This is a genomic window from Enterobacter cloacae complex sp. 2024EL-00214 (assembly GCF_043945575.1).
Lineage (GTDB): Bacteria > Pseudomonadota > Gammaproteobacteria > Enterobacterales > Enterobacteriaceae > Enterobacter > Enterobacter cloacae_P.
The window spans coordinates 1-23,832 of record NZ_JBIMRC010000016.1; the positions used below are offsets into that span (position 1 = coordinate 1).

Here is a 23,832-nt window from a genome sequence, read left to right on the forward strand (position 1 = left end):
GGTGGAAAAAATAGCCTAAATAGGCTGATTCGATGTGTTTGCGGGAAAAAAATCGGCCCAGATCCGCGAAATTTTAATCAGCGAGTCAGCTTGGGAAGAAATGACCTGCTTATTCGCACCTTCCCAAAAAGTACTCTGACCTTTTACATCTCGCCTTACAAGATTCTTATAGTGAGTATGACTCACTCATAAAGGATCTTAAGGAATGTGGTCGGTTACGGAATCTCACTGTACATGCAGATTGGAATAATACGGACCTTGAAGGATATACTTACTTGGGTGTTAAAATTACCAAAGAAGGAATTAACCAAGAATATATTCAGTTTAGCATTGATTCCCTGAACAATATCCTTACTTTGATACATCATACGCGCTTCAAACTAAGTGATTATTGGGAAGCTAGAAATATAATGCACTCCAAAAGATTACAGAAATAAACCAATATATGATGTTAATAAGAGTCTGAGGGGATAGTAATGTCTGGAATGTTAGCTAGCACAGCCGCCGCTGTTGGGATCATTGACAAAGCTGTAGGAATTGCCAAAAAGCTTGCCGATGACGGTGGTGAGCTTGATAAGGCGACTCTCAAACTTGAGCTTGCAAGCCTCATGACTGAACTTGCTAGCGCTAAAATGGAAGTGGTCACTACTCAAATGCTTCTGTTCGATGCTGAACAGAAGAACAAGAAACTTGAAGAGCAGCTTAAAGATAAACACTCTTACACTTTCAATGATGGTCTTTATTGGAAAGAAGGTGATGAAACTGCTTTTTGTCCAAAATGTTATGAAGTAGACAAGGTTCAGACACATATGGTCTATGCTCGTGCGGTTGGCCAATATTCTGCAAGTTGGTATTGTAACAATTGCCGCACTAGTATCTATCCAAACTCTGCTTGAATATTATCTCTCGTTCTCTTCAGTATCGAACGTTTTCGAAAAAGGGCAGGATTGCGAGTGAACCACCAACGTAAACAAATAAATGCTGTTTTGGTAAGTGCAAAACCTCTTCCCGCCCTTTAACTCTTGTTCGTCGGGATTGCTCTAAATCCGAAAAAGTCAAACTTACAAAAAATTGGGGCGGTTTATCCCTTGGAAAGGAAGGGGCAATGAAGCCCCTTCAGTCTACATTAACCAGCGTGACGGTAGGATTCACGCACACCATCACGATAACCATCAGCAAACGCTGCCTGAGGACTTTTGTGGCGAACGGTTCCCGCCTGGCTATCAGGTAAGGCGGCTAAGTCTACCCAAACTTGTCCTGTGCGAGCCAAGCCTGCACGGTAGCCCTGATCGTAAGCGCAGCCGCAACATTTATGGCGACCTTCACCACCTTGATCGTGAGGTAAGCTGATGAAAAGAGTGTTGTAGCGGTGTGATTGTTTACAAATAGTCATGCATTGCTCCTTATGAGCGTCATTTTAAGGTTTACATGATCCTCTTTGCCTGGCACAATCAAGCCGTGAAAAATGAAGGTAAGGCTAAGATTCATACGAGTTTGGCGACTCGTATTGGTCATGCTTTGTAAGCCGGGTTCATGCAAATGAATCCGGTTTTTTTATGCCTAAAATTCAGGCACGGCACTACATGTGGGGGTAGTCAATCAATAGCGGCCCCACATAGTCGATATTCTAGTGATGATTCTTTTCTGCACAAGGGTTGATTCTGACGTTAAATTGAGGTTGCGAAAGGGTAAAAATGCAAAACCCTGCACAGCATAAGGCTTGGAAGACATGTCAATGATTAAGAAAAAAAAATCAAAATTTGATCGAGTGCTGATTTCTTCAACGGGAGGTCAGAATTGCGCAACATGATGTCGCGCAATCTTTATAAGAATAATTAATGTTGCTAGGGGTTTTGATAGTAGCGTGCAACATATATGTGTGCGTGAGGATGGAACTAATGATGTACCCATAACAGTTGGTGATCTGTTAGACCGTCAGCCTAGGCCCTCGGTGAAAAGCGCTTTTCTTCACCAAATATCGCTACGTGCTCGTGACCGACATCTGCCACGATTTTATTGCCGTTACCGGAACACCGGGAACAGGCACCGCAAACGTATTATTCTCAACAACTACAGCACCACAAGTGATGCTGTAGTCTGGGATTTATACATCAATTAAGAAGTTCCGTTGATACGTTGCCAATATCGAAGAACTCTTTAAAGACCCTGACAACAAGATCAAAATCTTTTGTCAGTTGTCGCTCAGGCCAGTAATCCCCATAAATCTGTATTTTTTTCTCCATACCAGATTTCGATTTATCCCAATAGGAACGAACCGTTAAATCAGATTCCGAGCACTCTAGTAACGTCAAGAGATAGAAGCCATCATCTGTAGATACTTCTAAATTCATCGGCCCAATATCAGGTTCGGGGACAATGCGGAGTCTTACACCACCTGTATCCCCCCTCAATTTCATCAGGAATTCTTCTACATCATTCCACTTGGGGCCACGAACCCGTGAAAAAGAGTTTCTGGCGTACAGATAGAAATCGACTTCAAACTCATCTTTCATAAGTTTCTTTCCTGGTGAGTTTTTTCATCCCTTTTTCCCAATACAAAGTATCTCCGCTTTTCTCTTCAAAAATAGTAAGCGATTTCAAGCCAGATTTTTCAGCCATACTTTTTATATCGCTGAGACAGTAACCGCAAACTGGCTTACCAGATACTTTCATTTCCATGCTACGACCCGTTGTCATACCCTGCTCGTAGGCTTGTTGGATAGTACCAACTTCAGCATGAGCGGTAGCATCAGGCAACACAACTGGTCGATGTGTAAGTATCCCGGTAATAGCGCTATAAAAAAGGCTGCATTACGCAGCCTTTTTTGGGGAACCCATTCAGTTCTTCGGGAAAATCCAGACGTGTTTTGCTGGCAGTGATAAATGACAATGCTGCGGGTCGCGAACGTCGTGGCCATAGGCGCGGATCACAAAGTCATCGCCTGCCGTGCGGAACAAGTATTCCCAGCGGTCACCCAGATACATGCTGGTGAGCAGCGGCAGTTCAAGCTGATTTTCACCCGGGCCGTCCACCACCTCGACGCGCTCGACGCGGATCACCGCGGTGGCCTCCTGACCGTTTTGCACGCCTTCACCGGCCTGCCCCCACAATACCCAGTCTTTTCCCTCAATGCGTGCTTTGCCATCGCGCACCTCTGTCACTTTGCCGTGCAGGCGGTTATTGCTGCCCATAAATTCTGCCGTAAACAGGGTCTTTGGCGAACCGTACATCTCCTGCGGTGTGCCTTGCTGCTCAATCTTGCCGTTGTTGAGCAGCAGAATGCGGTCGGAAATGGACATCGCTTCATTCTGGTCGTGCGTCACCATCAGTGCGGATAAGCCCAGCTTGATAATTAACTCCCGCAGGAACACGCGGGCCTCTTCACGCAGCTTGGCGTCGAGGTTAGAGAGTGGTTCATCCAGCAGGATCACCGGTGGGTTGTAAACCAGGGCCCGGCCAATTGCCACGCGCTGCTGTTGTCCACCGGAAAGCTGGTGTGGGTGACGTTTACCAAGATGACCTAACCCAAGTTGATCCAGCACATCCTGTACCCGCTGGTTGATCTCTTTGGTTGCGACTTTACGCAGTTTTAACGGATAGGCCACGTTCTCAAAAACGGTTTTGTGCGGCCACAGCGCGTAGGACTGAAATACCAGCCCCAGATTACGCTCTTCCGCCGGAATTTCGCTGCGCGGCGTGCCGTCGTAAACTTTGTTTTTGCCAATCACAATTGATCCCTGAGTCGGCTTTTCCAGCCCTGCCACCGCGCGCAGCAGGGTGGTTTTCCCGCTGCCCGATGGCCCCAGCAGAGAGACCACTTCACCGCGCTTCAGGTTCATGGAAACGCCTTTCAGCACCGGGTTGTCGCCGTAGGTTAAGTGCAGGTTGTCGACCGCTAATTCAATCATGTAATTTGACTCCGAAACGAAGGGCAATGCCCAGACCTACCACGACCAGCAGGATATTAATAAAGGAGAGCGCTGCCACGATATCAATGGCACCAGCTGCCCACAGTGAAACCAGCATTGAACCAATGGTTTCCGTACCGGGAGAAAGCAGGTACACGCCCGTTGAGTATTCGCGTTCAAAGATCAGGAACATCAGTAGCCAGGAACCGATAAGACCGTAGCGGGACAGCGGAATGGTCACGTGGCGCGTAATTTGCCCGCGCGTTGCTCCTGTACTGCGGGCGGCCTCTTCAAGCTCTGGCCCTACCTGTAACAGCGTGGAGGAGATAAGCCTCAGTCCGTATGCCATCCACACCACGGTGTAGGCCAGCCAGACGCTGAAAATGGTGCTGCGTAATGAGCGCAGCCAGACGATCAGGTTTTCGCGCATCCAGTCAGACCAGACGAACCCGGAAAGCCAGCCTGATTTCAGCGAGTTATCCAGCCACATCGGCAGGAACAGGAAGACCCACAGGAAAGCCAGACCCGCGAGCAGGCCTGGAACCGCGCGCGGCACCAGTACGCTGTAATCAAGAAAGCGCGTGGTATTGTCCGGTTTGCGGTGCATTGCGATGCCAACAAACAGGTAGCACGCCACGGCCAGCGCGCCGCCAATCACGCCGATAGACATTGAGTTGACGATGGCGCGTAACAGGTTCGGTTGTGCCCAGATGGTGCGGAAGGTATCGAGTGAAAGCTCATCCCACAGCGAAACACCCACCCCCCAGTTAGAGATAAACGCGCGCAACACCACGCCAAGCAGGGGGACGCCGATAGTCACGGTCAGCCAGGCGGCCACCACTGCGCCGGCCACCCAGCGCCATTTACCCAGCGGTAAGGCACGCGCCTGCGACGCTTTCCCTTTCATGGTCACGAAGCGGTTGGCGGTACGCATCAGACGACGCTGCAGCATAACCAGTGGAATAGTGATACAAATCAGCACCACGGCAACCGCTGCCATCAGGTGATAGGACGGGGTACCGAGCTTGTTGGTGAGCTGGTACAAATAGGTTGCCAGCACCATGTTGCCTTCCGGATCGCCGAGCACCAGCATCAGGCCGAAGACTTCCAGCCCAAGGAAGAACAACAGCACGATGGCATACAGAATCGACGGGCGCACCATCGGTAAGCTGACGGACATCATCACCTGTAAAGGTGATGCCCCCGCAGTGCGTGCGGCCTCTTCGACATCGGAACCTACGCTGCGCAGCGCGGAAGAGATATAGAGATAGGCGTGTGGAACATGCGTCAGGCCCGCAATGACCACGATGCTCGACATGTCGTAGATATTCCACGGGACAAAGCCAATCAGCGCTTGCGCCCACAGGGATAAGAAACCCACCGGACCTGCCGCCACCACATAGCCAAACCCCAGCACCATCGGTGAAACAAAAATCGGCACCAGGATCAGCGGCTCAATCAGACGACGGCCAGGTAAATCGGTACGTACCATCAGAAAGGCCAGCACGCCGCCCAATGGGATGGCGATGACGACCAGGCCAAAGGCGAGAATAAAACCACTTTTCAGTGCCTTATAAAAATCAGGGTCGGTGAAAATAAAGCCAAATGACTCAAGGCTCCACTCTTTTGCCGGAGAAAAGAACGGGGCGGATAAAAAGCTCTGTATCACGATAAACGACAAAGGCACGTAGATAACCAGTGCGGTTATCAACACGACAATACCGCGCGGCAGGCTTTGCCATTTTCTGTGTAATGTATTCATGGGGATATCCCTGGTGTTGCAGCCCAGAAAAATGAACTCAGGTCGTTGAACAGGAGCGCGGCGACATGCGCCGCGCTCAGATGCTTATTTGGCGGCGGCTGCACGCCACTGTTTGATGTAATCCAGACGTTTTTTCGGCTGCAGATATTCCAGCAGGCTTTCATCAACCGGGATCGGTTTCAGCGCAGTGCCCAGAATTTTGGTCAGACCGTCGATATCATTTTTACCTTCGATATCGTTACGAATGGACGGGATATCCGCCTGGTTTGCCAGAATGCTTTGCCCTTTTTCTGACAGGACATAATCCAGCCACAGCTTAGCGGCATTGCTGTTCTGCGCCTGCTGGCTGATGAAGGAAACGCGCGACAGAACCAGGGTGTAATCTTTCGGGTAGGCGATCCCAAGTGACGGATCGTTCTTCGCCCGGGCTTCAGCGTAGGAGCCCAGAATGTTAAAGCCAATCAGGTTTTCGCCCGATGAGACCCTCTCCATCATGGTACCGGTGGAGGACTGCACCGCTAAGCCGCCTTTGGCGACGTCAGCCAGCGTTTTGAAGTAGTTGGGATCGGCCTTGTGATCCTGCACGGAGAGCATGAAACCCAGACCCGACTTTTCGATGTCGTAGGTGGTGACTTTGCTCTTAAATTTGTCCGTCTGGCTGGCAATCAGTTTCGCCAGGGCTGCATGGGAATCCGGTACGTCACCCGCCGGGATCAACCGTTTGTTGTAGATGAATACGACCGGCTCGTAGGTGGTGCCATAAGCTTTATCATGCCAGACCGCCCATTTTGGCAACTGGCTTTGTTCCGGAGATTTGTACTCCATCGCGTAGTCGGTTGCGAGCTTCAGCCCGGTATCCATTGATGAGCTCCAGACCACATCGCCGCTACCGCCACCGGAGGCCTGTTCGCTGATAAAACGGTTGTACAGCTCGGTGCTGTTCATGTCGTTGTATTCAACTTTAATGCCGGGGTAAGTCTTTTCGAAGCCCTCGATCAGCGGCCCGGCGGCTTTGGTATCGGTGGTGGAATAGATAACCACCTTGCCCTCTTTGGTCGCGGCATCCACGACTTTTTGATACTCAGCAGGGTAGCCCTGCGGCAAAGCAGACATTGCGGAGGTTGAAATCAGTACAGTAGCGGTAAGCAGAGAAATTCGGAAAGTGTTCGACATTATAATTAACCTTTTAGTTACATTTGAGGAACTAATGGTCAACATAGCTTATGGGTTAGGGCAAACAATAGGGTGATGAGGGTTCCGGTTCTGAAGTGTGATTGTCGGCGTTGTTTCGGCAATTAACACCATTAAATCCGCGAACATTCGCCAGCGAACGGTTTCGGTTTATGCCTTATCGGGGGCTTTACGATACAGCCTTCTGGGGTGACCAATGTTGCCATACAGCATCTCGATGCTGATAAACCCGCTTTCCACACAATATTCCAGATAGCGACGCCCCGTGGTTTTACTGATCCCAACGCTCTCCACCACCTCTTCCACCGACATCGTGCTTTCGGGGTTATCGGCGAAAAATCGCTTAATACGTTCCAGCGTGTTGGGTTCAATTCCCTTGGTGGAGGGGGCAAGGGAAGACTCTGCGGCGGGCAGATTAAACAGGCGATCCAGCGCATGCTGGTCGACAACCTTAACCTGTTGCACGGTGTGGATGAAGCGCATAAACCGCTCCAGAGAGGCGTGCAGGCGCTGGAAAAAGACGGGTTTAATCAGATAGTCAAACGCGCCGCTGCGCATGGCATGGCTACAGGTTTGCATGTCGCTGGCGGCGGTGATGAAAATGACTGAGCATTCAAAACTTTTCAGCAGCGGATGGTCGATTAACTCCACGCCCTTACCGTCCGGGAGATAGTTATCCAGCAGGATAAGCCGCGGCTGATGTTGGCGGATCAGGCTATGCGCCTGTTCAATCGACGTGGCTATGCCGACCACGCGCAGGTGAAAATTCTGCTCGATATACTCACGATGCAGTTCTGCAAGGTGCGGTTCATCCTCAACAATCACAACATCTAGTGGTCGGGTCGTGGTCATACGTTAGCCCTGCCGAACGGGTTGAGAGTAGGGAATAAACACAGAGAAAACGGTGCCCTGCGGGGTGTTATCGGTGATTTCTATACTGCCGCCCGCCTTATCGACATATCCTGCCACCAGAAACAGACCGATACCATGCTCTGCGCCCACTAATTCGTTACTGCTTTCCGGTTTACTGCTGAATCCCTGCCTGAAGATATGGGGCTTCATGGCGTCATCCACTCCACAACCCCGATCGGCCACCTCTATCAGCAACTCCTGGTTCCTGTCGGAAATATAGAGTTCGACGGGGGCGGGAACCGGGGCTTTCAGGGTCGCATCCACGGCGTTATCCAGCAGGTTGCCAATCACGGACACCAGTTCCGTTTCGGTGAGGGTACCGGGCATTCGGGTGAGATGGCAGGCGGGGTCAAACAGCAGCTCAATGCCTTTTTCCCGTGCGCTGACGTATTTTCCCAGCAGCAGCCCGCACAACGTCGGGGAGGCGAAATGGGCAGAGACGAAGTCCAGCACTCTTTGTGCCCCTTCCGATTGTACCTGGATGTAACGGATCGCTTCGTCATAATGTTTCATCTGCAACAACCCGACGAGTGTTGCCGTCCAGTTCAGCTGTTCATGGCGCATGATGCGCAGGTTATCCGCATAGCGTTTGATCTGGCTTAGCTGACTACTGAGGGTGTTAATGTCGTTTTTGTCGCGAAAGCTATAGACCCAACCACTTTCGACACCCGGCTCCACCTCAATCGCCACGCGGTTGACGATCACCTCACGCTGGTTAAATACCGCAACCTGGTCGTGGCTGCCGCGGCTTACTGAGGCATAGCGTTGAGATAAAAAGCCCGGTGGCGTTTGCAGAACATCCTCCAGCGGTTTGCCAATAAGCTCTTCCTCGCTTTGATGAATGTCCAGCAGCTCTCTGGCAGCACGGTTAATTAACATCAGCTGCTTTTCATTGTTGACCGCAAATACCCCTTCATACATAGCCTCAAGCAACGCTTTTTGCTGCAACACCAGCTGGGCGATATCTTTCGGCTCAAGCCGGAACATCTGCTTTTTAAGATTACGGGTGAACAGCCAGGAGAAAATAAACAGTAACAATAAAAGACCAATACCATATAACCCGGACTGCCAGAGAATATGGGCATTAATATTGGCAATATACGAGGTCAGATAACCGACCGAGACAATTCCAATCACCTGATGTTGGGCATTAAAAATAGGGGCCTTGCTGCGTAATGAAACCCCAATGCCTCCCTGGCGCACGGATATAATCGTTTTTCCCTTTAATACCTCGGCATTATCCCCACCAATCATGGGTAAATTCAGGCGTTCCGGCGATTCTGAGTGATACAGATGCTGCTCCTGGGTATCGCCAATGACAATATAACTGGCATCACTTTCAGCACGCAGCGGCTGAATTAAACGGGCAATACCGGGTATATCTCTGGCTGTGACTTTTTCAGCAAGACCTGGCATTAACGCTATTTCACTGGCCTGCACGCGGGCGCGCTGACCCAGATCGTGGTGCAACTGCCGGTCAATAAAATGAAACAGGATGGTTCCCAGCAAAGCCAATAGCAGGCAGGAAAAGCACACCAGCGCTAAAAAGAGCTTCACCTGAAAAGAGAATCTGCGTTTCATTACAACCTGCAAAAGCCATAGAAAAGGACAACGTTTATGGAGCCTAACATGCAGCCATGTCAGGCGTAATCGGGCAAAAGCAGAGTTGTGAGCTGGCTTTTCGTTTTCGGTGTTATAGCCATCGGGATCCCGTAAGGCTATGCTTCATTCAGCACGATAATAACGACAGAGGCAATGTTATGGATAAAGATTTACTGGAAGCAGGATACCGGGCCTATACCGGGGAGAAAATCGACGTCTATTTTAATACCGGGATCTGCAAACATTCAGGAAACTGCGTACGCGGCAGCGCGGCGTTGTTCAACCTGAAGCGTAAACCGTGGATTGTGCCTGATGAAGTGGATGTGGCAACCGTCATCCGCGTGATTGATACCTGCCCGAGTGGTGCGCTGAAGTACCGTCAAAAATAAGCGAGGAACCATGAATATTCTGGAAGGCCATAACAAGTTTTATGTGAACGATGCAGAAGGAAATCAGGTCGCGGAGATTGTCTTCGTACCGACCGGTGAGCACCTGAGTATCATCGAACATACCGATGTTGACCCGAGCCTGAAGGGGCAGGGAGTCGGTAAGCAACTGGTGGCGAAAGTGGTGGAAAAAATGCGCGGTGAGAACCGTAAAATCATCCCGCTGTGCCCGTTTGCTAAGCATGAGTTTGATAACACCCGGGAATATGACGATATTCGTGCGTAAAGCACGCGCCCGGCATGACGCCGGGCACAATGACGATTAACCCACAAACATCACCGACACGCACAATACGCCAACGATCAGCGTCAGCAGGTTGCCGATGGAGCGATACTGTCTCAGGGACGGGATCAGGTATGTCGACAACGTCGGCATGATAAACAGGATCAAGGCGATAAGCGGGCCGCTGATGGCGTAAATCATTGAGATGGCATTCGGGTTGATGCAACACACCGTAAAGGTGATCACCGATACGCCAAGAATCGACACGGCGCGGTTAAAGGCGCGGCTCTTCTTCACACCCACCTGATGTAGCGACGATTTCACTATCTCCGTTGCCCCTTCAATCACCCCAAAATAGGTGCCGAGGAATGATTTTGACATCGCAATAATCGCCACAATCACCCCGGAAATGCCCAGCCAGGCTGGAGAAGAGGGCATCATAGACAGCGCCGACAGGATCGTCACGCCTTCCTCTTTTGCTGCCACGATGTATGACGGCGGAATAGACAGCAGGCAGCTAAATACAAAGAACAGCACGCTCAGACAGATGATCAGGTATGCCACCTTCATGATTTTCTTGCATTTGCTGATGGCATCTTCGCCGTACTTCTCGCGACGGTCGACGACGAACGTCGAGATAATCGGGGTATGGCTAAAAGCGAAAACCATCACCGGGATCGAAATCCATACCTGATGCAGCGTATGTTGGTTGAACGCCATCTGGCTGGTGAGCAGCGAGGGTTGCCAGCTTCCCGTCAGGTACAGCGAAACAAACAGGAAATAGGCGATCAGCGGAAATACCAGGAACCCCATCACTTTTATCGTGATATGTCGTCCCATCAGGAAGATCAGGTTCAGAACCAGCACCACGCCAAAGCTGACCAGCACCCGCACGGGGGTATCCACCGTCATCCGTTTTGCCAGTTGCTCGGTTAGCGAGTTGGTTATTGCCACGGCGTAAATCAACACCACCACAAAGAAGGCGATGAAATAGAGTGTCGTGATCAGATTGCCGATTTTCTTGCCGTAGTAATGGGAAACGGCTCCGGTGATCCCTTCATTCCCTTTTGTTTTCGACGACAGGATAAATTGTGCCAGCGCTCTGTGTGGCCAGTAGGTTAATGGGTAGGCCACAAGGGCAGTGATAAGCAGGACAATCGCGCCTGCGGAGCCAAGCTGAATGGGCAAGAACAGCGTTCCCGCGCCCACGGCTGTACCATAGAGGGCGAAACTCCAGAGAGTCTCTTCTTTTGACCAAATTTTAGACATTAGAGCAACGCATCAACCAGAAAACCAACACAAAGGAGTGCAATTTACCATAATTATGAGCTGAGAGCGCAGTTGCTTCGAAGGTGTCTGGCCGGAGCGGGCGTCCGGCCAGAGAGGGATTAGCCTGCGAGGGCGCGTCGTTGCTGGCGACGCTTGAGAAATTTCTCGCGCAGGGTGTCGTAGGCCCAGTTATAGAACATGGTGTACGGCAGGAAGAACAGGAAGAAACCTATTTCCAGTGTGAATGCCTGAAGCAACGTGACGCCCAGAACGGCGGCAACAATGGACACACCGATCACAATAAACCCGCACTCAAACCCCAGCGCATGCAATGCGCGAACTTTTGCCGTACGTTTTACCCGCTGTACTGGCCAGAAACGGTCAAAACCGAAGTTATAGATAATGTTCCAGAGCATCGCCGTGGTTGCCAGAATAATGGTCAACCCTCCCATTTCGACAACGGAACGTTGCATTAACCACGCTGCCGTTGGGGCAAGGATCGCCGTGGCAATGCCTTCGAAACAGACGGCATGAAAGATCCGCTCTGGCAATTTACGTTGGAGTGCATCCTGATGCTGCATAGTGACCTCATTAATTCGCCAGTATGGGCGGTGTTGAGGTCTATTTTTATCGTTAAAGATGATATATAAAAGATAGTATCCATCGATAAAATAGATACATCATGCGCTATTCTCCCGAAGCCCTCATTGCGTTTGTCGAAACGGTTTCTGCTGGCTCTTTTTCCGCCGCCGCGCGCCGCCTGCGAAAAAGCCAGTCCACTATCAGTACCTCAATTGCGAACCTGGAAGCTGACCTGGGGTTTGAGCTGTTTGACCGCTCGGCGCGCCAGCCAGTCTTAACCGCTCAGGGTGAACAGGTGCTGGGCTATGTACAGTCGATCCTTGCCGCCAGTGCGCGGCTTGATGAGCTGGCGGTGTCGCTCACGGCACAAACGGAGGCTCGCCTGACGTTTGTGCTTTCCGATACGCTCAACCCGGACGTGCTGGAAGATCTCATGAACCAGTTCGATCGACGTTTTCCACATACGGAATTCGAATGCCTGATTGGCGAGGAAGAGGATGTTATCGATCTGCTGCAGAAGGAGAGGGCGCAGATTGGGCTGACGGAAGCACGAGACAGCTACCCTCCCGGGATTGGGGTCACACGGCTTGCAATGCAGACCCGGATGGCCATTTATGTCTCTGCCACTCATCCCCTGGCAGAACAACACGAAACTCAGGCCGGTGAGCTGCACGGCTGGCGTGAACTGCGACTGAATACCTACCTGGAGCGCGAACCCTCACTGGCGAGAGGACCTGTCTGGTCAGCACCGAATTACCTGTTACTCCTGGGTATGGCGGTGCAAGGATTTGGCTGGTGCGCGTTGCCGTGTGCGCTGGTGGATGAATTTGCCGCCGCGAAATCACTGGTGCAACTGAATGTTCCCGGCTGGCCGAGAACCATTGCCATCGATCTGCTGTGGAACAAGCGATCCCCGCCAGGCGTCGCCGGAAGCTGGTTGCGCCAGTATTTGCAGGATGCACGCTAATCCTGTGACTAAACTCACTTTTTATAAACAATTGCGTCAACTATCGATAACAATACTCTACTATCGTCATGTCATTTAACACAGAGGTCGTGATGAAAGATGTCGTTATAGTGGGTGCGCTGCGTACAGCTATCGGCTGTTTTCAGGGGTCGCTTGCGCGCCACTCGGCTGTTGATCTGGGTAGCGTGGTGGTTAAAGCGCTGGTGGAACGCAGTGGGATCGCAGCACATGAAATTGATGAGGTGATCCTGGGCCAGGTTCTGACTGCCGGAGCCGGGCAAAACCCTGCCCGACAGGCGGCGCTGAAAGGCGGCCTGCCCAATACCGTATCCGCGATTACCATCAACGACGTCTGTGGCTCTGGTTTAAAAGCGCTGCATCTTGCCACGCAGGCCATTCAGTGTGGCGAGGCAGATGTCGTGATTGCGGGCGGGCAGGAGAACATGAGCCGCGCACCGCACGTATTGACCGACAGCCGTACTGGCGCACAGCTGGGAAACAGCCAGCTACTCGACAGCCTGGTACATGACGGCCTGTGGGATGCATTCAATGACTACCATATGGGCGTGACGGCAGAAAACCTGGCGCGTGAGTACGGCATCAGCCGTGAACTCCAGGACGCCTGGGCGCTGAGTTCACAGCAAAAAGCCCGTGCCGCGATTGATTCCGGGCGTTTTCGCGATGAGATTGTCCCTGTCAGCACCCTGCGTCAGAATGGCGAAGCCGTTACGGTAGATACCGACGAGCAGCCGCGCACCGACGCCAGTGCCGAAGGACTGGCAAGGCTTAACCCGGCATTTGAAACGCTCGGTTCGGTTACGGCGGGCAATGCCTCTTCCATTAATGACGGTGCAGCGGCCGTGATGATGATGAGCGAAAGTAAAGCCCTGGAATTGGATCTTCCTGTGCTGGCGCGCATTAAAGCGTTTGCCAGCGTGGGCGTTGATCCTGCGTTAATGGGGATCGCACCCGTTTATGCTACCCGCCGCTGTCTGGAGCGCGCAGGCTGGCAGCTTGAGGATGTGGATCTGCTGGAAGTCAACGAAGCCTTTGCCGCTCAGGCGATTTCGGTTGGCAAAATGCTGGAGTGGGATCCGCTGCGGGTGAATGTTAACGGTGGTGCGATCGCACTGGGTCACCCTATCGGCGCGTCTGGCTGCCGGATCCTGGTATCATTGGTTCACGAAATGAAAAAGCGTAACGCCCGCAAGGGGCTGGCGACGCTGTGTATCGGTGGCGGACAAGGCGTCGCGTTAGCCATCGAGCGTTAATTCCTCGCAACATCACTCTTCATGCCGGGTCAGCGTGAGCATCACCCGGCAAAAGCATGCCCAAAAACCAACAGCATCCTCCTTAATAACCGTGATCAAAATGTTATTTTCAGCATGTTTAAATGAAAAAATGAAACATTGTTTTAAATTGAGTTGAAAACATATTTTGCTGTGGATACTATGTGTTCACCAACAAAATGGAACGCTGTTTCGTTAATTTTTCTTTTGGCTACGATCGACTGGCGCTGAAAGAGTAAGGAGCCAACATGATTCTCGATGCATTTTCTCTGCACGGTAAAGTGGCGGTGGTTTCCGGTTGTGATACCGGCCTGGGTCAGGGGATGGCATTAGGTCTGGCGGAAGCGGGTTGCGATATCGTGGGTATCAACATTGTTGAGCCAACTGAAACCATCGGGCGCGTGATCGCGCTGGGTCGCCGTTTCCTGAGCCTGACCGCCGACCTGCGTAACATCGACGTGATCCCGGCACTGCTGGAACGTGCTGTCGCGGAATTCGGTCATATCGACATTCTGGTGAACAACGCCGGTTTAATTCGTCGTGAAGATGCGATCGACTTCAGCGAACGCGACTGGGACGACGTGATGAACCTGAACATCAAGAGCGTGTTCTTTTTGTCTCAGGCGGCAGCGAAGCACTTCATCGCTCAGGGGGCAGGTGGCAAGATCATTAACATTGCTTCCATGCTCTCCTTCCAGGGCGGGATCCGTGTATCGTCTTACACCGCGTCAAAAAGCGCCGTCATGGGCGTGACCCGTTTGCTGGCGAATGAGTGGGCGAAGCACAACATTAACGTCAACGCGATTGCTCCGGGCTACATGGCAACCAACAACACCCGGCAGCTGCGGGCTGATGAGCAGCGTAACGCGGAAATCCTCGACCGTATTCCGGCTGGTCGCTGGGGTTTACCGGGCGATCTGATGGGGCCGGTTGTGTTCCTGGCATCTCCGGCATCTGACTATATCAACGGCTACACCGTGGCGGTTGACGGTGGATGGCTGGCACGCTAATTCCGTTTTCAGACAGAACCTCTGCCTCCGCGTGGAGGTTTTTTTTGCTCAAAAATCGTCATAGTCCATATCTGTAAAGATGAAAAATCCATACCAAAAAATCATATATGACGTAAATCACAAATTTAATGCTTAAAAATAAACACGTTAATAAAAACAGGTGAATATTCATCATTAGTTGAAATTGTAATGTCCATCACAGAACGCTACATGGCAGTCAAATAATCCATGTTTTCACGAATTACGGCCTGACACTTTTTCTCGCTATCTCGTAATTTCAGTGGACAAATTTCGCTGTTCAGGCAGGAAACTATGACCTCTATAAATGACTCTACCCTCATGCCCGGCGTACTGCGTGATACCCGCCGCATGAATCAATTTGTCTCTATTGCGGCAGCCGTGGCCGGTTTACTGTTCGGTCTGGATATCGGCGTCATTGCCGGGGCGCTGCCGTTTATTACCGACCACTTTACGCTGAGCAGTCGCCTGCAGGAGTGGGTGGTGAGCAGTATGATGCTCGGTGCGGCTATTGGGGCGCTGTTTAACGGCTGGCTCTCGTTCCGTCTGGGGCGTAAATACAGCCTGATGGTAGGGGCGATCCTGTTTGTGGCTGGCTCTGTTGGCTCCGCGTTTGCGGCAAGTATTGAAATATTGTTGCTTTCCCGCGTGTTGCTCGGCGTGGCGGTGGGGATTGCCTCCTATACCGCTCCTCTGTATCTCTCTGAAATGGCGAGTGAGAACGTGCGCGGCAAGATGATCAGTATGTATCAGCTGATGGTGACGCTTGGTATTGTGCTGGCATTTTTGTCCGACACCTACTTCAGCTACAGCGGTAACTGGCGTGCGATGCTGGGTGTGCTGGCGCTGCCTGCACTGTTGCTGATTGTGTTAGTGGTTTTCTTGCCGAACAGCCCGCGCTGGCTGGCGCAAAAGGGCCGTCACGTGGAGGCAGAGGAGGTGCTGCGTATGTTGCGTGATACCTCTGAAAAAGCACGTGAAGAGCTGAATGAAATCCGCGAAAGCCTGAAGCTGAAACAGGGTGGCTGGGCGCTGTTTAAGATCAACCGCAATGTACGCCGTGCGGTGTTTCTCGGTATGTTGCTGCAGGCGATGCAGCAGTTTACCGGGATGAATATCATCATGTACTACGCGCCGCGTATTTTCAAAATGGCCGGTTTTACGACCACGGAACAGCAGATGATCGCCACGCTGGTGGTGGGGCTGACCTTTATGTTCGCGACTTTTATTGCGGTGTTCACCGTCGATAAGGCCGGGCGTAAACCGGCACTGAAAATTGGTTTCAGCGTGATGGCGATCGGCACGCTGATCCTCGGCTACTGCCTGATGCAGTTTGATAATGGCACTGCATCCAGCGGGCTTTCCTGGCTCTCCGTTGGTATGACCATGATGTGTATTGCCGGTTATGCAATGAGCGCCGCGCCGGTGGTGTGGATCCTGTGCTCTGAAATTCAGCCGCTGAAATGCCGTGACTTCGGCATCACGTGTTCCACCACCACTAACTGGGTGTCGAACATGATCATAGGTGCGACGTTCCTGACGCTGCTGGATGCAATTGGCGCGGCGGGTACCTTCTGGCTCTACACGGTGCTGAACGTGGCGTTTATCGGAATTACGTTCTGGCTGATCCCGGAAACCAAAGGCGTCACGCTGGAACATATCGAACGTAAGCTGATGGCAGGGGAAAGGTTGAGGAATATCGGCGTGTAATTTTATTGCCCGGCGAAGCAGCGCTCGCCGGGTTTTTTTTATCTCTGCGGCAGATGCCGTGCCCGTTTATTCTCCGCTGAACGTCAGTGTTACTTCATTTAACTTTATTTAATGACGTTATTTTTCCGTTATCCTGACGACATGCCATCAAGGGATTTACTACAAATTCTGATAGGTGGCACATAGTTAGACTTATCCGGCATTCAGATAATTCTTATTATCTTGTATTATTCTGACTCCACGAACCAGTCAGGCAGAAATTTACTGCACCCTCAAAAGTAGAACAGTTATGTCAGCTATGGATTTCAAAAAAAACACGGACCTCGATTTTCCCCACTATGCCACCCCGGCAGCCAGTACTAAAGAGATAGATCTTCTGGGATTGTTGCACGTCCTGCTGGCGGCAAAAAAACGTATTATCGCCATTGCCTTTACCTTCGCGCTGGTAGGTCTGGTCATCACGTTTCTGATGCCGCAAAAATGGACCAGTAAAGCCGTGATCACCCCGGCAGAACAGACCCAGTGGAACCCGCTGCGCCAGATGATGGTTGAGCTACAGGTGCTCGGTGTAGACGCAAAAATTTCACGCCCGGATGTGTTTAATCTGTTCATCAAAAGGTTTCAGTCGCAGTCGCTGCTGGAAGAGTACATGAAGAACTCACCGTACGTGATGTCTCAGTTAAAAGGCACTGATATTGATCCGCTGGAGCTGCACCGTGCGGTGGTGAACATCGCAGAAAAAATGACAGCAACGGATAACGTCCAGGCAAAAGATGCTGATAAAGCACCTTATGTCTCCTGGACGCTGAGTTTCTCCGCACCGACGGCGGGTGATGCTCAGACGGTTCTTGACGGCTACATTGACTATATCTCCCGCATGGTAGAGCAGGAGACGATGCAGAACATTCGTAATCAGATCGTGTTGAAAACGAAAGAGGTACAGCAGCAGCTGGAACTGGATCGTGTGCGCCTGACGAATATTCATAATACTAACCTGCAGCGTCTTAACTACTCGCTGGAAGTGGCCAACGCGGCGGGTATCAAGAAGCCGGTCTACAGCAATGGCCAGGCAGTCAAAGACGACCCGGATTACTCTGTTGCGCTCGGTGCTGACGGTATTGCGCAAAAACTGCAGATTGAAAAAAATCTGAAGGATATCTCTGAACTGAATGCAGACTTCCAGAACCGTGAATACTATCTGACTCAGCTGCAAAAGCTCTCCTTTAAAGACATCACGCTTGAGCCGTTTAAATACCAGCTCTCTCCTTCCATGCCGGTGAAGAAAGATGGCCCGGGTAAGGCCTTAATTGTGCTGCTGGCGGGGATTCTGGGCGGTTTTTTTGCCTGTGGCAGCGTGCTGTTACGTGACGCCATGCGCTCACGCGATGCACTTCTGGAGCCAGTGGCAGAATAATTCTGTGGTGATGAAAAAGGGGCGCTGAATACAGCGCCTTTTTTTATCCGGGGAAGCGCCAGCCGGATAAATCAGGCGGGTTGCAAAAGCGGTGACGGGACAAAGAGCTGGAAACGCGATCGCAAGTTTGCTTCACTGGGATAAACGCATAAGGAGGGATGATGAAAACGATCGGCCTGTTAGGTGGGATGAGCTGGGAATCAACAATCCCTTATTACCGCCTGATTAATGAAGGGGTGAAGCAGCGTCTTGGCGGCCTGCACTCCGCCAGCCTGTTGCTGCACAGCGTGGATTTCCACGAAATTGAAGCCTGCCAGTCGAGTGGCGAGTGGGAAAAAGCCGGGGAGATCCTGGCGCAGGCGGCGCTTGGGCTGGAACGTGCCGGAGCCGAAGGCATTCTGCTCTGCACTAACACCATGCATAAAGTGGCGTCACAGATAGAAAACCGCTGCTCGCTGCCGTTCCTGCATATTGCCGATGCGACGGGACGCGCGATAAGCGCATCAGGGATATCACGCGTGGCGTTGTTGGGTACGCGCTACACGATGGAGCAGGATTTCTATCGTGGGCGGTTGAGCAGCCAGTTTGGTATCGAAAGCCTGATCCCGGAAGAAGCCGACAGAGAACGCATTAATCAGATTATTTTTGACGAACTTTGTCTGGGCACTTTCAGCGGATCTTCCCGTGCCTGTTATGTCCGCGTGATTGAGAAACTCGCACAACAGGGTGCAGAAGGGGTCATTTTCGGCTGTACGGAAATTGGTTTGCTCGTACCGGCTGAGCAAAGCCCGATTCCGGTATTTGATACCGCTGCTATTCATGCTGCCGACGCCGTCGAATTTATGCTCTCCTGAGCGGGCTTGCGCCGGGTATGTCCCGGCTCAGGCCTGCGCGTTGGCGGCGTCGTAAGCTGATTGCGCCGCGACAATCGCATCCATATTACTTTCCACCCAGTGCGCCAGTACGGTGACCGTTTCGGTTAAGGCCTGCCCGAGCGGTGTCAGGCTGTATTCCACTGTCACCGGCACCGTCGCGAAAACTTCCCGCGCAACCAGCCCGTCACGTTCCAGCTTGCGCAGAGACTGGGTCAGCACCTTCTTGGTGATCCGCTGAATATCGCGTTGCAGCTGATTAAAGCGCATCGGCCCGTTCTGGAGACGCGCAAGGATCAACAGCGCCCACTTATCGGCAATACGCGCCAGCACATCGCGTGTCGGGCAGCGTTCATCGAACACGTTATAAGGAGGCATCTCCTTTTTCAGTATTGCAGTATCAGTCATGGTGGTTCCCTCAAGGTAACCAGGTGAGGTAAAGGTGCCTTCTTACACCCGCGTTTGTTTGCGTGTATAAAACGACTTAAGGTTTCTATTTGATACCAGGGAACCGAAAATGGCAACTGACTCGCAGAGCAATGTCCGGAAAGATTTAATCGTTTGATTAACAAAGTAATATTGCATCAGGAGAGATACGATGAGCGTTGTAGTTATCTATTATTCTGGCTACGGCCACACCAAACGCGTTGCTGAAACGGTCGCAGAGGGTGCGCAGGCTGAACTGATCGCGATTGACAGCAATGGCGATATTCAGGAAAGCGACTGGCAAAAACTGAATGATGCGAAGGCAATCATTTTTGGCGCGCCAACCTACATGGGGAGCGTACCGTGGCAGTTTAAAAAGTTTGCTGATGCGACCTCTAAAGCCTGGTTCGTACGTAGCTGGCAGGACAAAGTCTTTGCTGGCTTCAGCAACAGCGCAAGCCTGAACGGTGATAAGCAAGTCTCGCTGCAATACCTGCAAACGCTGGCTTCTCAGCACGGCGGGATTTGGGTGAGCCTGGGTCTGCCACCGTCGAACACTCAGGCGGCAACCCGCCAGGATATCAATAACCTGGGCGGTTCTGTTGGACTGCTGGTACAGTCTCCGTCAGATGCAGACGCAGGTGCCATTGCGTCAGGCGATCTGGATACTGCAGTGAAATTCGGTGCGCGTGTGGCTGCGGTCGCAAAACGTTTTAACTGAGTCTTATGATGCCCGCCGTTTAGTCGGGCGTCTTTTCAAGCACCTTCTCCAGCTGTCCGGTCAGCGCAGATACTCCCCCTTGCAGATGCTCACTGAACGCGTCCACCAGCGCGGAAGCCGGGCGATGCAGCGGGCGGATCAGGCTCACGGTAAAAGGTACTGAAACGCTAAAACGGCGAACCACAATTCCGCTACCCGCGTAATCCAGCGCCGTGAGCGGATTGACCACCGCGACCCCAACCCCGGCGCGCACCATTGCGCAAATTGAGGCGGCACTGTGCGTTTCCACCACCATCCGCCGTTTCACCTGATGCTCGGCAAAGAGCGTGTCCAGCAGCTGTCGGTAGCTGTCGGTCTGGGAGAGGCTAATGTAGTTTTCACCGTGGAAATCAGCCGGTGTCAAAACGCGTTTGCGGGCAAGTGGATGCCCGGCAGGCAGTACGCAGACCTCATCTAACGCGAGCAGTTCTGCACGCTGTGTTCCCGCTGGTGTGGCGAGGGTCTCGGTCAGACCCAGATCGTGGCGCTGAGCGGAGAGCCACTCTTCAAGCAGCGGCGACTCCTGCGGCACGATGGTGAGGTTTACCTCAGGATAACGGGTCAGAAAAGGCTGTATCAGCATCGGCAAAAACGACTGCGAAAAGACGGGCAGGCAGACAATGGACAGCTCGCCCTGGCGAAACTCGCGCAGGCTTTCTGCCGCGCTGACGATCCGATCCAGCCCGTACCAGGATCGCTGAACTTCCTCGAACAAACGCAACCCTTGTACCGTCGGGTGCAGCCTGCCGCGCGTGCGTTCAAACAGCTTCAGCCCCAGCACCTTTTCGAAACGCGCCAGCTCGCGGCTGACTGTCGGCTGCGAAGTGTGCAGCATCTGTGCGGCCTCGGTGAGATTGCCGGTAGTCATCACGGCGTGAAAAATCTCGATATGGCGTAAGTTGACGGCTGGCATGGCGCACCTGAGGGTTGAGGGCTATCCATATCATTTTTGCATAGACTCACGATAAAACGATATTTTTTATTCTCTTTGTGCTGTGGCGTAATCAGTAAAAATTGTGACGACCCGGAGAAGACCATGCCACGCCCGCTTAACCAGACCGATACCGATTTGAACGCCGACAACCTGCTGCGTCTGCCTGCCGAATTTGGCTGCCCGGTGTGGGTCTATGACGCGCAGATCGTGCGCGAGAAGATTGCCGCGCTACATCAGTTTGACGTAGTGCGTTTTGCTCAGAAGGCATGTTCCAATATTCATATTCTGCGCCTGATGCGCGAGCAGGGTGTGAAGGTTGACTCCGTTTCGCTGGGAGAAATCGAGCGTGCGCTGGCGGCCGGGTTTGATCCGAAGACCGACAGCGATGCGATTGTCTTTACCGCCGACCTGATCGACGATGCAACGCTTGCGCGCGTACATGAGCTGCAGATCCCGGTTAACGCGGGTTCTGTGGATATGCTGGAACAGCTCGGACAGGTTTCGCCTGGCCATCGCGTCTGGCTGCGTGTCAACCCGGGTTTTGGTCACGGCCATAGTCAAAAAACCAATACCGGTGGCGAAAACAGCAAGCACGGGATCTGGTACAGCGATCTGCCAGCCGCCCTTGAGGTGTTGCAGCGTTACAACCTGACGCTGGTGGGTATTCATATGCACATTGGCTCCGGTGTGGATTACGGCCACCTTGAGCAGGTATGTGGCGCAATGGTACGCCAGGTTGTCGACTTTGGTCAGGATCTGGAGGCGATCTCTGCCGGTGGTGGTCTTTCTATTCCTTACCGCGAAGGTGAAGAGGCGATCGATACCGATCACTACTACGGCCTGTGGAACACCGCGCGTGACAAAATTGCTGCGCATCTGGGTCATGCAGTGAAGCTGGAGATTGAACCGGGCCGTTTCCTGGTGGCAGAGGCCGGTGTGCTGGTGGCGCAGGTACGCAGCGTGAAAGAGATGGGATCGCGCCATTTCGTTCTGATTGACGCAGGCTTCAATGATCTGATGCGTCCGTCCATGTACGGCAGCTATCACCACATTACAGCGCTGGCTGCCGATGGCCGTGATTTAACCCACGCGCCGCGCGTTGAGACGGTCGTCGCTGGCCCGCTGTGTGAATCTGGTGACGTGTTTACCCAGCAGGAAGGGGGCAAAGTGGAAACCCGCGCGCTGCCAGAAGTGAAGACGGGTGATTACCTGGTGCTGCACGATACAGGAGCTTACGGGGCGTCTATGTCGTCTAACTACAATAGCCGCCCGCTGCTGCCGGAAGTGCTGTTTGATAACGGTGTGGCGCGACTGATCCGTCGTCGCCAGACCATTCAGGAGTTGCTGGCGCTGGAACTCGTCTGATCAAAATACGGCCCCGTTGTGACCGAGTCGCGTAATACCAGCGTGCCGGTAAACGGTGGGATCGCTTCAACCGGCTGGTTTTTTGCCAGCCGGATAGCCTGATCGATGGCCGTGACAATCATATTGTCGATGGGCAGATAAACCGACGAGAGCGCAGGCTCCAGCCATTTGGCGCAAGGCGCATCGTCGAAACCAAACAGCGAAATATCCTGTGGGATCCGCCGCCCGGCCTGGTGTAAGGCTTTGGACGCACCCAGCGCCATATCATCGTTACAGGCAAACAGGGCGCTAAACGGAACATTTTCGGCAATAAGCTCCTTGCACAGCTCATACCCCTGGGTCATACCCGCATCGCCATATTTGATCAGCCGCTCGTCCAGACGAATGCCGTGCTTCTCCAGCGCTTTACGGTAGCCCATCAGACGCGCTTTCCCGGTTGGCGTGTGAATAGGAACGGTGATACAGGCGATCTCACGGTGGCCCTGGTTTATCAGATAATCCACGGCTTTAAAGGCCGCATCCTGCTGTTCGAAGAAGACGCAGCGATCGGCTGCCTGGCTGACTTCGCGGTTAATGACCACCAGCGGCGTCTGCACGGAATTCATCAGCTTCATGATCGTCTTTTCGCTCATGTACCGCGTGTAGAGCACTATGGCATCGCACTTGCGATCGGCCAGCATCTGCACCGCCTGTTCTTCCTGCTCGGGGGCGTCGTGACCGTCGGTGACGATCAACTGCTTTCCGTGCGTCTCGGTCTGCCGCGAAGCCTGCTGCAGCAGGCGACCAAAGTAAAAACCGTCGAAGGTGGAGACCACCAGACCAATGCTGTTGCTGGTCTGGTTGGCAAGCGACTGCGCGAGAAAGTTCGGGCGGTAGCCCAGCTCTTCCATCGCCGCGAACACCTGCTGACGCGTACTCTCTTTAACCTGACCTGTGCCGTTCAGTACGCGCGATACCGTGGCTTTAGACACGCCCGCCCGTAGTGAGACATCCAGCATTGTTGCCATTAGAAATTCCTGCTTCCACGTAATGGTCTGCAGTTTAACACAGACCATCCGGCGCATAAGCGATGCGGGAAGGGCAAAATCCCCATCACGATCACGCTTTTCGGTAACGATCCGTCAGCCGGGAATAAATGACGGAATGTGGCATGCCAAAATGCTATAACTCA

General features: G+C 52.5%; 24 protein-coding genes. 11 read left to right on the top strand and 13 right to left on the bottom strand.

What is annotated here, in order from left to right; all coding sequences use genetic code 11:
• Nucleotides 1-476 precede the first annotated feature (476 nt).
• Nucleotides 477-896, top strand: a complete 420-nt coding sequence (locus ACHHZ6_RS17055) for a hypothetical protein (RefSeq protein ID WP_063418243.1) — start codon at nucleotides 477-479, stop codon at nucleotides 894-896.
• Between the two features lie 230 nt (nucleotides 897-1,126).
• On the opposite strand, the gene ACHHZ6_RS17060 is transcribed toward ACHHZ6_RS17055, so the two are convergent.
• From ACHHZ6_RS17060 to ACHHZ6_RS17095, 8 genes are all read right to left on the bottom strand, one after another.
• Nucleotides 1,127-1,393 carry a hypothetical protein gene (locus tag ACHHZ6_RS17060; protein WP_061354404.1) on the bottom strand — a complete coding sequence of 89 codons (267 nt, stop codon included), beginning with the start codon at nucleotides 1,391-1,393 and terminating at the stop codon, nucleotides 1,127-1,129.
• 718 nt (nucleotides 1,394-2,111) lie between these two features.
• Nucleotides 2,112-2,513 (bottom strand): DUF6911 family protein, encoded by a 402-nt coding sequence (locus ACHHZ6_RS17065; RefSeq protein ID WP_395122773.1) that lies wholly within the window; start codon nucleotides 2,511-2,513, stop codon nucleotides 2,112-2,114.
• Nucleotides 2,503-2,679, bottom strand: coding sequence for a hypothetical protein (locus ACHHZ6_RS17070; RefSeq protein WP_230857820.1), 177 nt, complete (start codon nucleotides 2,677-2,679; stop codon nucleotides 2,503-2,505). Before ACHHZ6_RS17070 ends, ACHHZ6_RS17065 begins: the two co-directional genes overlap by 11 nt.
• A gap of 159 nt (nucleotides 2,680-2,838) precedes the next feature.
• Entirely contained in the window at nucleotides 2,839-3,909 is a 1,071-nt protein-coding gene (locus ACHHZ6_RS17075) for an ABC transporter ATP-binding protein (RefSeq protein WP_182272532.1), read from the bottom strand.
• Complete coding sequence (locus tag ACHHZ6_RS17080; RefSeq protein ID WP_182272531.1) at nucleotides 3,902-5,671, bottom strand: iron ABC transporter permease; 1,770 nt, start codon at nucleotides 5,669-5,671, stop codon at nucleotides 3,902-3,904. The genes ACHHZ6_RS17075 and ACHHZ6_RS17080 overlap by 8 nt, the downstream gene beginning before the upstream one ends.
• 84 nt (nucleotides 5,672-5,755) lie before the next feature.
• The gene (locus tag ACHHZ6_RS17085; protein ID WP_182272530.1) at nucleotides 5,756-6,844 is read right to left on the bottom strand and encodes an ABC transporter substrate-binding protein; all 1,089 of its coding nucleotides are present in this window, start codon (nucleotides 6,842-6,844) and stop codon (nucleotides 5,756-5,758) included.
• A gap of 168 nt (nucleotides 6,845-7,012) precedes the next feature.
• On the bottom strand, nucleotides 7,013-7,714 hold the full coding sequence (locus ACHHZ6_RS17090; RefSeq protein ID WP_182272529.1) for a response regulator: 702 nt from the start codon (nucleotides 7,712-7,714) through the stop codon (nucleotides 7,013-7,015).
• A gap of 3 nt (nucleotides 7,715-7,717) precedes the next feature.
• Nucleotides 7,718-9,355, bottom strand: coding sequence for an ATP-binding protein (locus ACHHZ6_RS17095; RefSeq protein ID WP_395122774.1), 1,638 nt, complete (start codon nucleotides 9,353-9,355; stop codon nucleotides 7,718-7,720).
• A 179-nt stretch (nucleotides 9,356-9,534) separates the two neighbouring features.
• Here ACHHZ6_RS17095 and yjdI point away from each other — a divergent pair, with 179 nt between their 5' ends.
• Nucleotides 9,535-9,765: a 4Fe-4S mono-cluster protein YjdI gene (gene yjdI / locus ACHHZ6_RS17100; protein WP_182272527.1), complete on the top strand. Its 231-nt coding sequence runs from the start codon at nucleotides 9,535-9,537 to the stop codon at nucleotides 9,763-9,765.
• Between the two features lie 10 nt (nucleotides 9,766-9,775).
• The gene (locus tag ACHHZ6_RS17105) at nucleotides 9,776-10,048 is read left to right on the top strand and encodes a GNAT family N-acetyltransferase (protein ID WP_108367787.1); all 273 of its coding nucleotides are present in this window, start codon (nucleotides 9,776-9,778) and stop codon (nucleotides 10,046-10,048) included.
• Nucleotides 10,049-10,084: 36 nt separating this feature from the next.
• On the opposite strand, the gene ACHHZ6_RS17110 is transcribed toward ACHHZ6_RS17105, so the two are convergent.
• Entirely contained in the window at nucleotides 10,085-11,314 is a 1,230-nt protein-coding gene (locus tag ACHHZ6_RS17110) for an amino acid permease (RefSeq protein WP_182272526.1), read from the bottom strand.
• A 119-nt stretch (nucleotides 11,315-11,433) separates the two neighbouring features.
• The gene (locus ACHHZ6_RS17115) at nucleotides 11,434-11,895 is read right to left on the bottom strand and encodes a multidrug/biocide efflux PACE transporter (RefSeq protein ID WP_020687112.1); all 462 of its coding nucleotides are present in this window, start codon (nucleotides 11,893-11,895) and stop codon (nucleotides 11,434-11,436) included.
• A gap of 101 nt (nucleotides 11,896-11,996) precedes the next feature.
• Between ACHHZ6_RS17115 and ACHHZ6_RS17120 the strand changes: the two genes are divergently transcribed.
• The 6 genes from ACHHZ6_RS17120 to ACHHZ6_RS17145 all read left to right on the top strand — a co-directional run bounded on the left by ACHHZ6_RS17120 (nucleotide 11,997) and on the right by ACHHZ6_RS17145 (nucleotide 19,158).
• A complete protein-coding gene (locus ACHHZ6_RS17120) occupies nucleotides 11,997-12,863 on the top strand; it encodes a LysR family transcriptional regulator (protein WP_182918895.1) in 867 nt (288 codons plus the stop codon).
• Nucleotides 12,864-12,955: 92 nt separating this feature from the next.
• The gene (locus tag ACHHZ6_RS17125) at nucleotides 12,956-14,134 is read left to right on the top strand and encodes an acetyl-CoA C-acetyltransferase (protein ID WP_182272524.1); all 1,179 of its coding nucleotides are present in this window, start codon (nucleotides 12,956-12,958) and stop codon (nucleotides 14,132-14,134) included.
• A gap of 266 nt (nucleotides 14,135-14,400) precedes the next feature.
• Entirely contained in the window at nucleotides 14,401-15,162 is a 762-nt protein-coding gene (gene kduD, locus ACHHZ6_RS17130; protein ID WP_395122775.1) for a 2-dehydro-3-deoxy-D-gluconate 5-dehydrogenase KduD, read from the top strand.
• Between the two features lie 294 nt (nucleotides 15,163-15,456).
• Nucleotides 15,457-16,890, top strand: coding sequence for a sugar porter family MFS transporter (locus ACHHZ6_RS17135; protein WP_395122795.1), 1,434 nt, complete (start codon nucleotides 15,457-15,459; stop codon nucleotides 16,888-16,890).
• A gap of 289 nt (nucleotides 16,891-17,179) precedes the next feature.
• Complete coding sequence (gene wzz(fepE), locus ACHHZ6_RS17140) at nucleotides 17,180-18,304, top strand: LPS O-antigen length regulator Wzz(fepE) (protein WP_182918893.1); 1,125 nt, start codon at nucleotides 17,180-17,182, stop codon at nucleotides 18,302-18,304.
• A gap of 161 nt (nucleotides 18,305-18,465) precedes the next feature.
• Nucleotides 18,466-19,158, top strand: coding sequence for an aspartate/glutamate racemase (locus ACHHZ6_RS17145; RefSeq protein WP_182274567.1), 693 nt, complete (start codon nucleotides 18,466-18,468; stop codon nucleotides 19,156-19,158).
• 27 nt (nucleotides 19,159-19,185) lie between these two features.
• Here ACHHZ6_RS17145 and ACHHZ6_RS17150 read toward each other — a convergent pair whose 3' ends face one another.
• Nucleotides 19,186-19,584 carry a helix-turn-helix domain-containing protein gene (locus ACHHZ6_RS17150; protein WP_182272520.1) on the bottom strand — a complete coding sequence of 133 codons (399 nt, stop codon included), beginning with the start codon at nucleotides 19,582-19,584 and terminating at the stop codon, nucleotides 19,186-19,188.
• A 190-nt stretch (nucleotides 19,585-19,774) separates the two neighbouring features.
• On the opposite strand from ACHHZ6_RS17150, the gene ACHHZ6_RS17155 reads away from it, so the two are divergent.
• Nucleotides 19,775-20,323 carry a flavodoxin family protein gene (locus tag ACHHZ6_RS17155; RefSeq protein ID WP_182272519.1) on the top strand — a complete coding sequence of 183 codons (549 nt, stop codon included), beginning with the start codon at nucleotides 19,775-19,777 and terminating at the stop codon, nucleotides 20,321-20,323.
• A 19-nt stretch (nucleotides 20,324-20,342) separates the two neighbouring features.
• Here the strand turns inward: ACHHZ6_RS17155 and ACHHZ6_RS17160 are convergent, their stop codons facing one another.
• On the bottom strand, nucleotides 20,343-21,275 hold the full coding sequence (locus tag ACHHZ6_RS17160; protein WP_182272518.1) for a LysR family transcriptional regulator: 933 nt from the start codon (nucleotides 21,273-21,275) through the stop codon (nucleotides 20,343-20,345).
• Nucleotides 21,276-21,398: 123 nt separating this feature from the next.
• Here ACHHZ6_RS17160 and lysA point away from each other — a divergent pair, with 123 nt between their 5' ends.
• Nucleotides 21,399-22,661, top strand: coding sequence for a diaminopimelate decarboxylase (gene lysA / locus ACHHZ6_RS17165; protein ID WP_395122776.1), 1,263 nt, complete (start codon nucleotides 21,399-21,401; stop codon nucleotides 22,659-22,661).
• On the opposite strand, the gene ACHHZ6_RS17170 is transcribed toward lysA, so the two are convergent.
• Nucleotides 22,631-23,668 (bottom strand): LacI family DNA-binding transcriptional regulator, encoded by a 1,038-nt coding sequence (locus ACHHZ6_RS17170; RefSeq protein WP_182272516.1) that lies wholly within the window; start codon nucleotides 23,666-23,668, stop codon nucleotides 22,631-22,633. The two genes, lysA and ACHHZ6_RS17170, sit on opposite strands and share 31 nt — an antisense overlap.
• Nucleotides 23,669-23,832: the final 164 nt, after the last annotated feature.

What these genes read in the sequence shown, in the direction of transcription:
- ACHHZ6_RS17145 (WP_182274567.1), top strand. Translation starts at nt 18,466, where the DNA reads ATGAAAACGATCGGCCTGTTAGGTGGGATGAGCTGGGAATCAACAATC.
- kduD (WP_395122775.1), top strand. Translation starts at nt 14,401, where the DNA reads ATGATTCTCGATGCATTTTCTCTGCACGGTAAAGTGGCGGTGGTTTCC.
- ACHHZ6_RS17125 (WP_182272524.1), top strand. Translation starts at nt 12,956, where the DNA reads ATGAAAGATGTCGTTATAGTGGGTGCGCTGCGTACAGCTATCGGCTGT.
- ACHHZ6_RS17070 (WP_230857820.1), bottom strand. Translation starts at nt 2,679, where the DNA reads ATGGAAATGAAAGTATCTGGTAAGCCAGTTTGCGGTTACTGTCTCAGC.
- ACHHZ6_RS17155 (WP_182272519.1), top strand. Translation starts at nt 19,775, where the DNA reads ATGAGCGTTGTAGTTATCTATTATTCTGGCTACGGCCACACCAAACGC.
- ACHHZ6_RS17170 (WP_182272516.1), bottom strand. Translation starts at nt 23,668, where the DNA reads ATGGCAACAATGCTGGATGTCTCACTACGGGCGGGCGTGTCTAAAGCC.
- ACHHZ6_RS17160 (WP_182272518.1), bottom strand. Translation starts at nt 21,275, where the DNA reads ATGCCAGCCGTCAACTTACGCCATATCGAGATTTTTCACGCCGTGATG.
- ACHHZ6_RS17060 (WP_061354404.1), bottom strand. Translation starts at nt 1,393, where the DNA reads ATGACTATTTGTAAACAATCACACCGCTACAACACTCTTTTCATCAGC.
- ACHHZ6_RS17065 (WP_395122773.1), bottom strand. Translation starts at nt 2,513, where the DNA reads ATGAAAGATGAGTTTGAAGTCGATTTCTATCTGTACGCCAGAAACTCT.
- ACHHZ6_RS17105 (WP_108367787.1), top strand. Translation starts at nt 9,776, where the DNA reads ATGAATATTCTGGAAGGCCATAACAAGTTTTATGTGAACGATGCAGAA.
- ACHHZ6_RS17095 (WP_395122774.1), bottom strand. Translation starts at nt 9,355, where the DNA reads ATGAAACGCAGATTCTCTTTTCAGGTGAAGCTCTTTTTAGCGCTGGTG.
- lysA (WP_395122776.1), top strand. Translation starts at nt 21,399, where the DNA reads ATGCCACGCCCGCTTAACCAGACCGATACCGATTTGAACGCCGACAAC.
- ACHHZ6_RS17120 (WP_182918895.1), top strand. Translation starts at nt 11,997, where the DNA reads ATGCGCTATTCTCCCGAAGCCCTCATTGCGTTTGTCGAAACGGTTTCT.
- ACHHZ6_RS17150 (WP_182272520.1), bottom strand. Translation starts at nt 19,584, where the DNA reads ATGACTGATACTGCAATACTGAAAAAGGAGATGCCTCCTTATAACGTG.
- yjdI (WP_182272527.1), top strand. Translation starts at nt 9,535, where the DNA reads ATGGATAAAGATTTACTGGAAGCAGGATACCGGGCCTATACCGGGGAG.
- ACHHZ6_RS17115 (WP_020687112.1), bottom strand. Translation starts at nt 11,895, where the DNA reads ATGCAGCATCAGGATGCACTCCAACGTAAATTGCCAGAGCGGATCTTT.
- ACHHZ6_RS17090 (WP_182272529.1), bottom strand. Translation starts at nt 7,714, where the DNA reads ATGACCACGACCCGACCACTAGATGTTGTGATTGTTGAGGATGAACCG.
- ACHHZ6_RS17055 (WP_063418243.1), top strand. Translation starts at nt 477, where the DNA reads ATGTCTGGAATGTTAGCTAGCACAGCCGCCGCTGTTGGGATCATTGAC.
- ACHHZ6_RS17085 (WP_182272530.1), bottom strand. Translation starts at nt 6,844, where the DNA reads ATGTCGAACACTTTCCGAATTTCTCTGCTTACCGCTACTGTACTGATT.
- ACHHZ6_RS17080 (WP_182272531.1), bottom strand. Translation starts at nt 5,671, where the DNA reads ATGAATACATTACACAGAAAATGGCAAAGCCTGCCGCGCGGTATTGTC.
- ACHHZ6_RS17110 (WP_182272526.1), bottom strand. Translation starts at nt 11,314, where the DNA reads ATGTCTAAAATTTGGTCAAAAGAAGAGACTCTCTGGAGTTTCGCCCTC.
- ACHHZ6_RS17075 (WP_182272532.1), bottom strand. Translation starts at nt 3,909, where the DNA reads ATGATTGAATTAGCGGTCGACAACCTGCACTTAACCTACGGCGACAAC.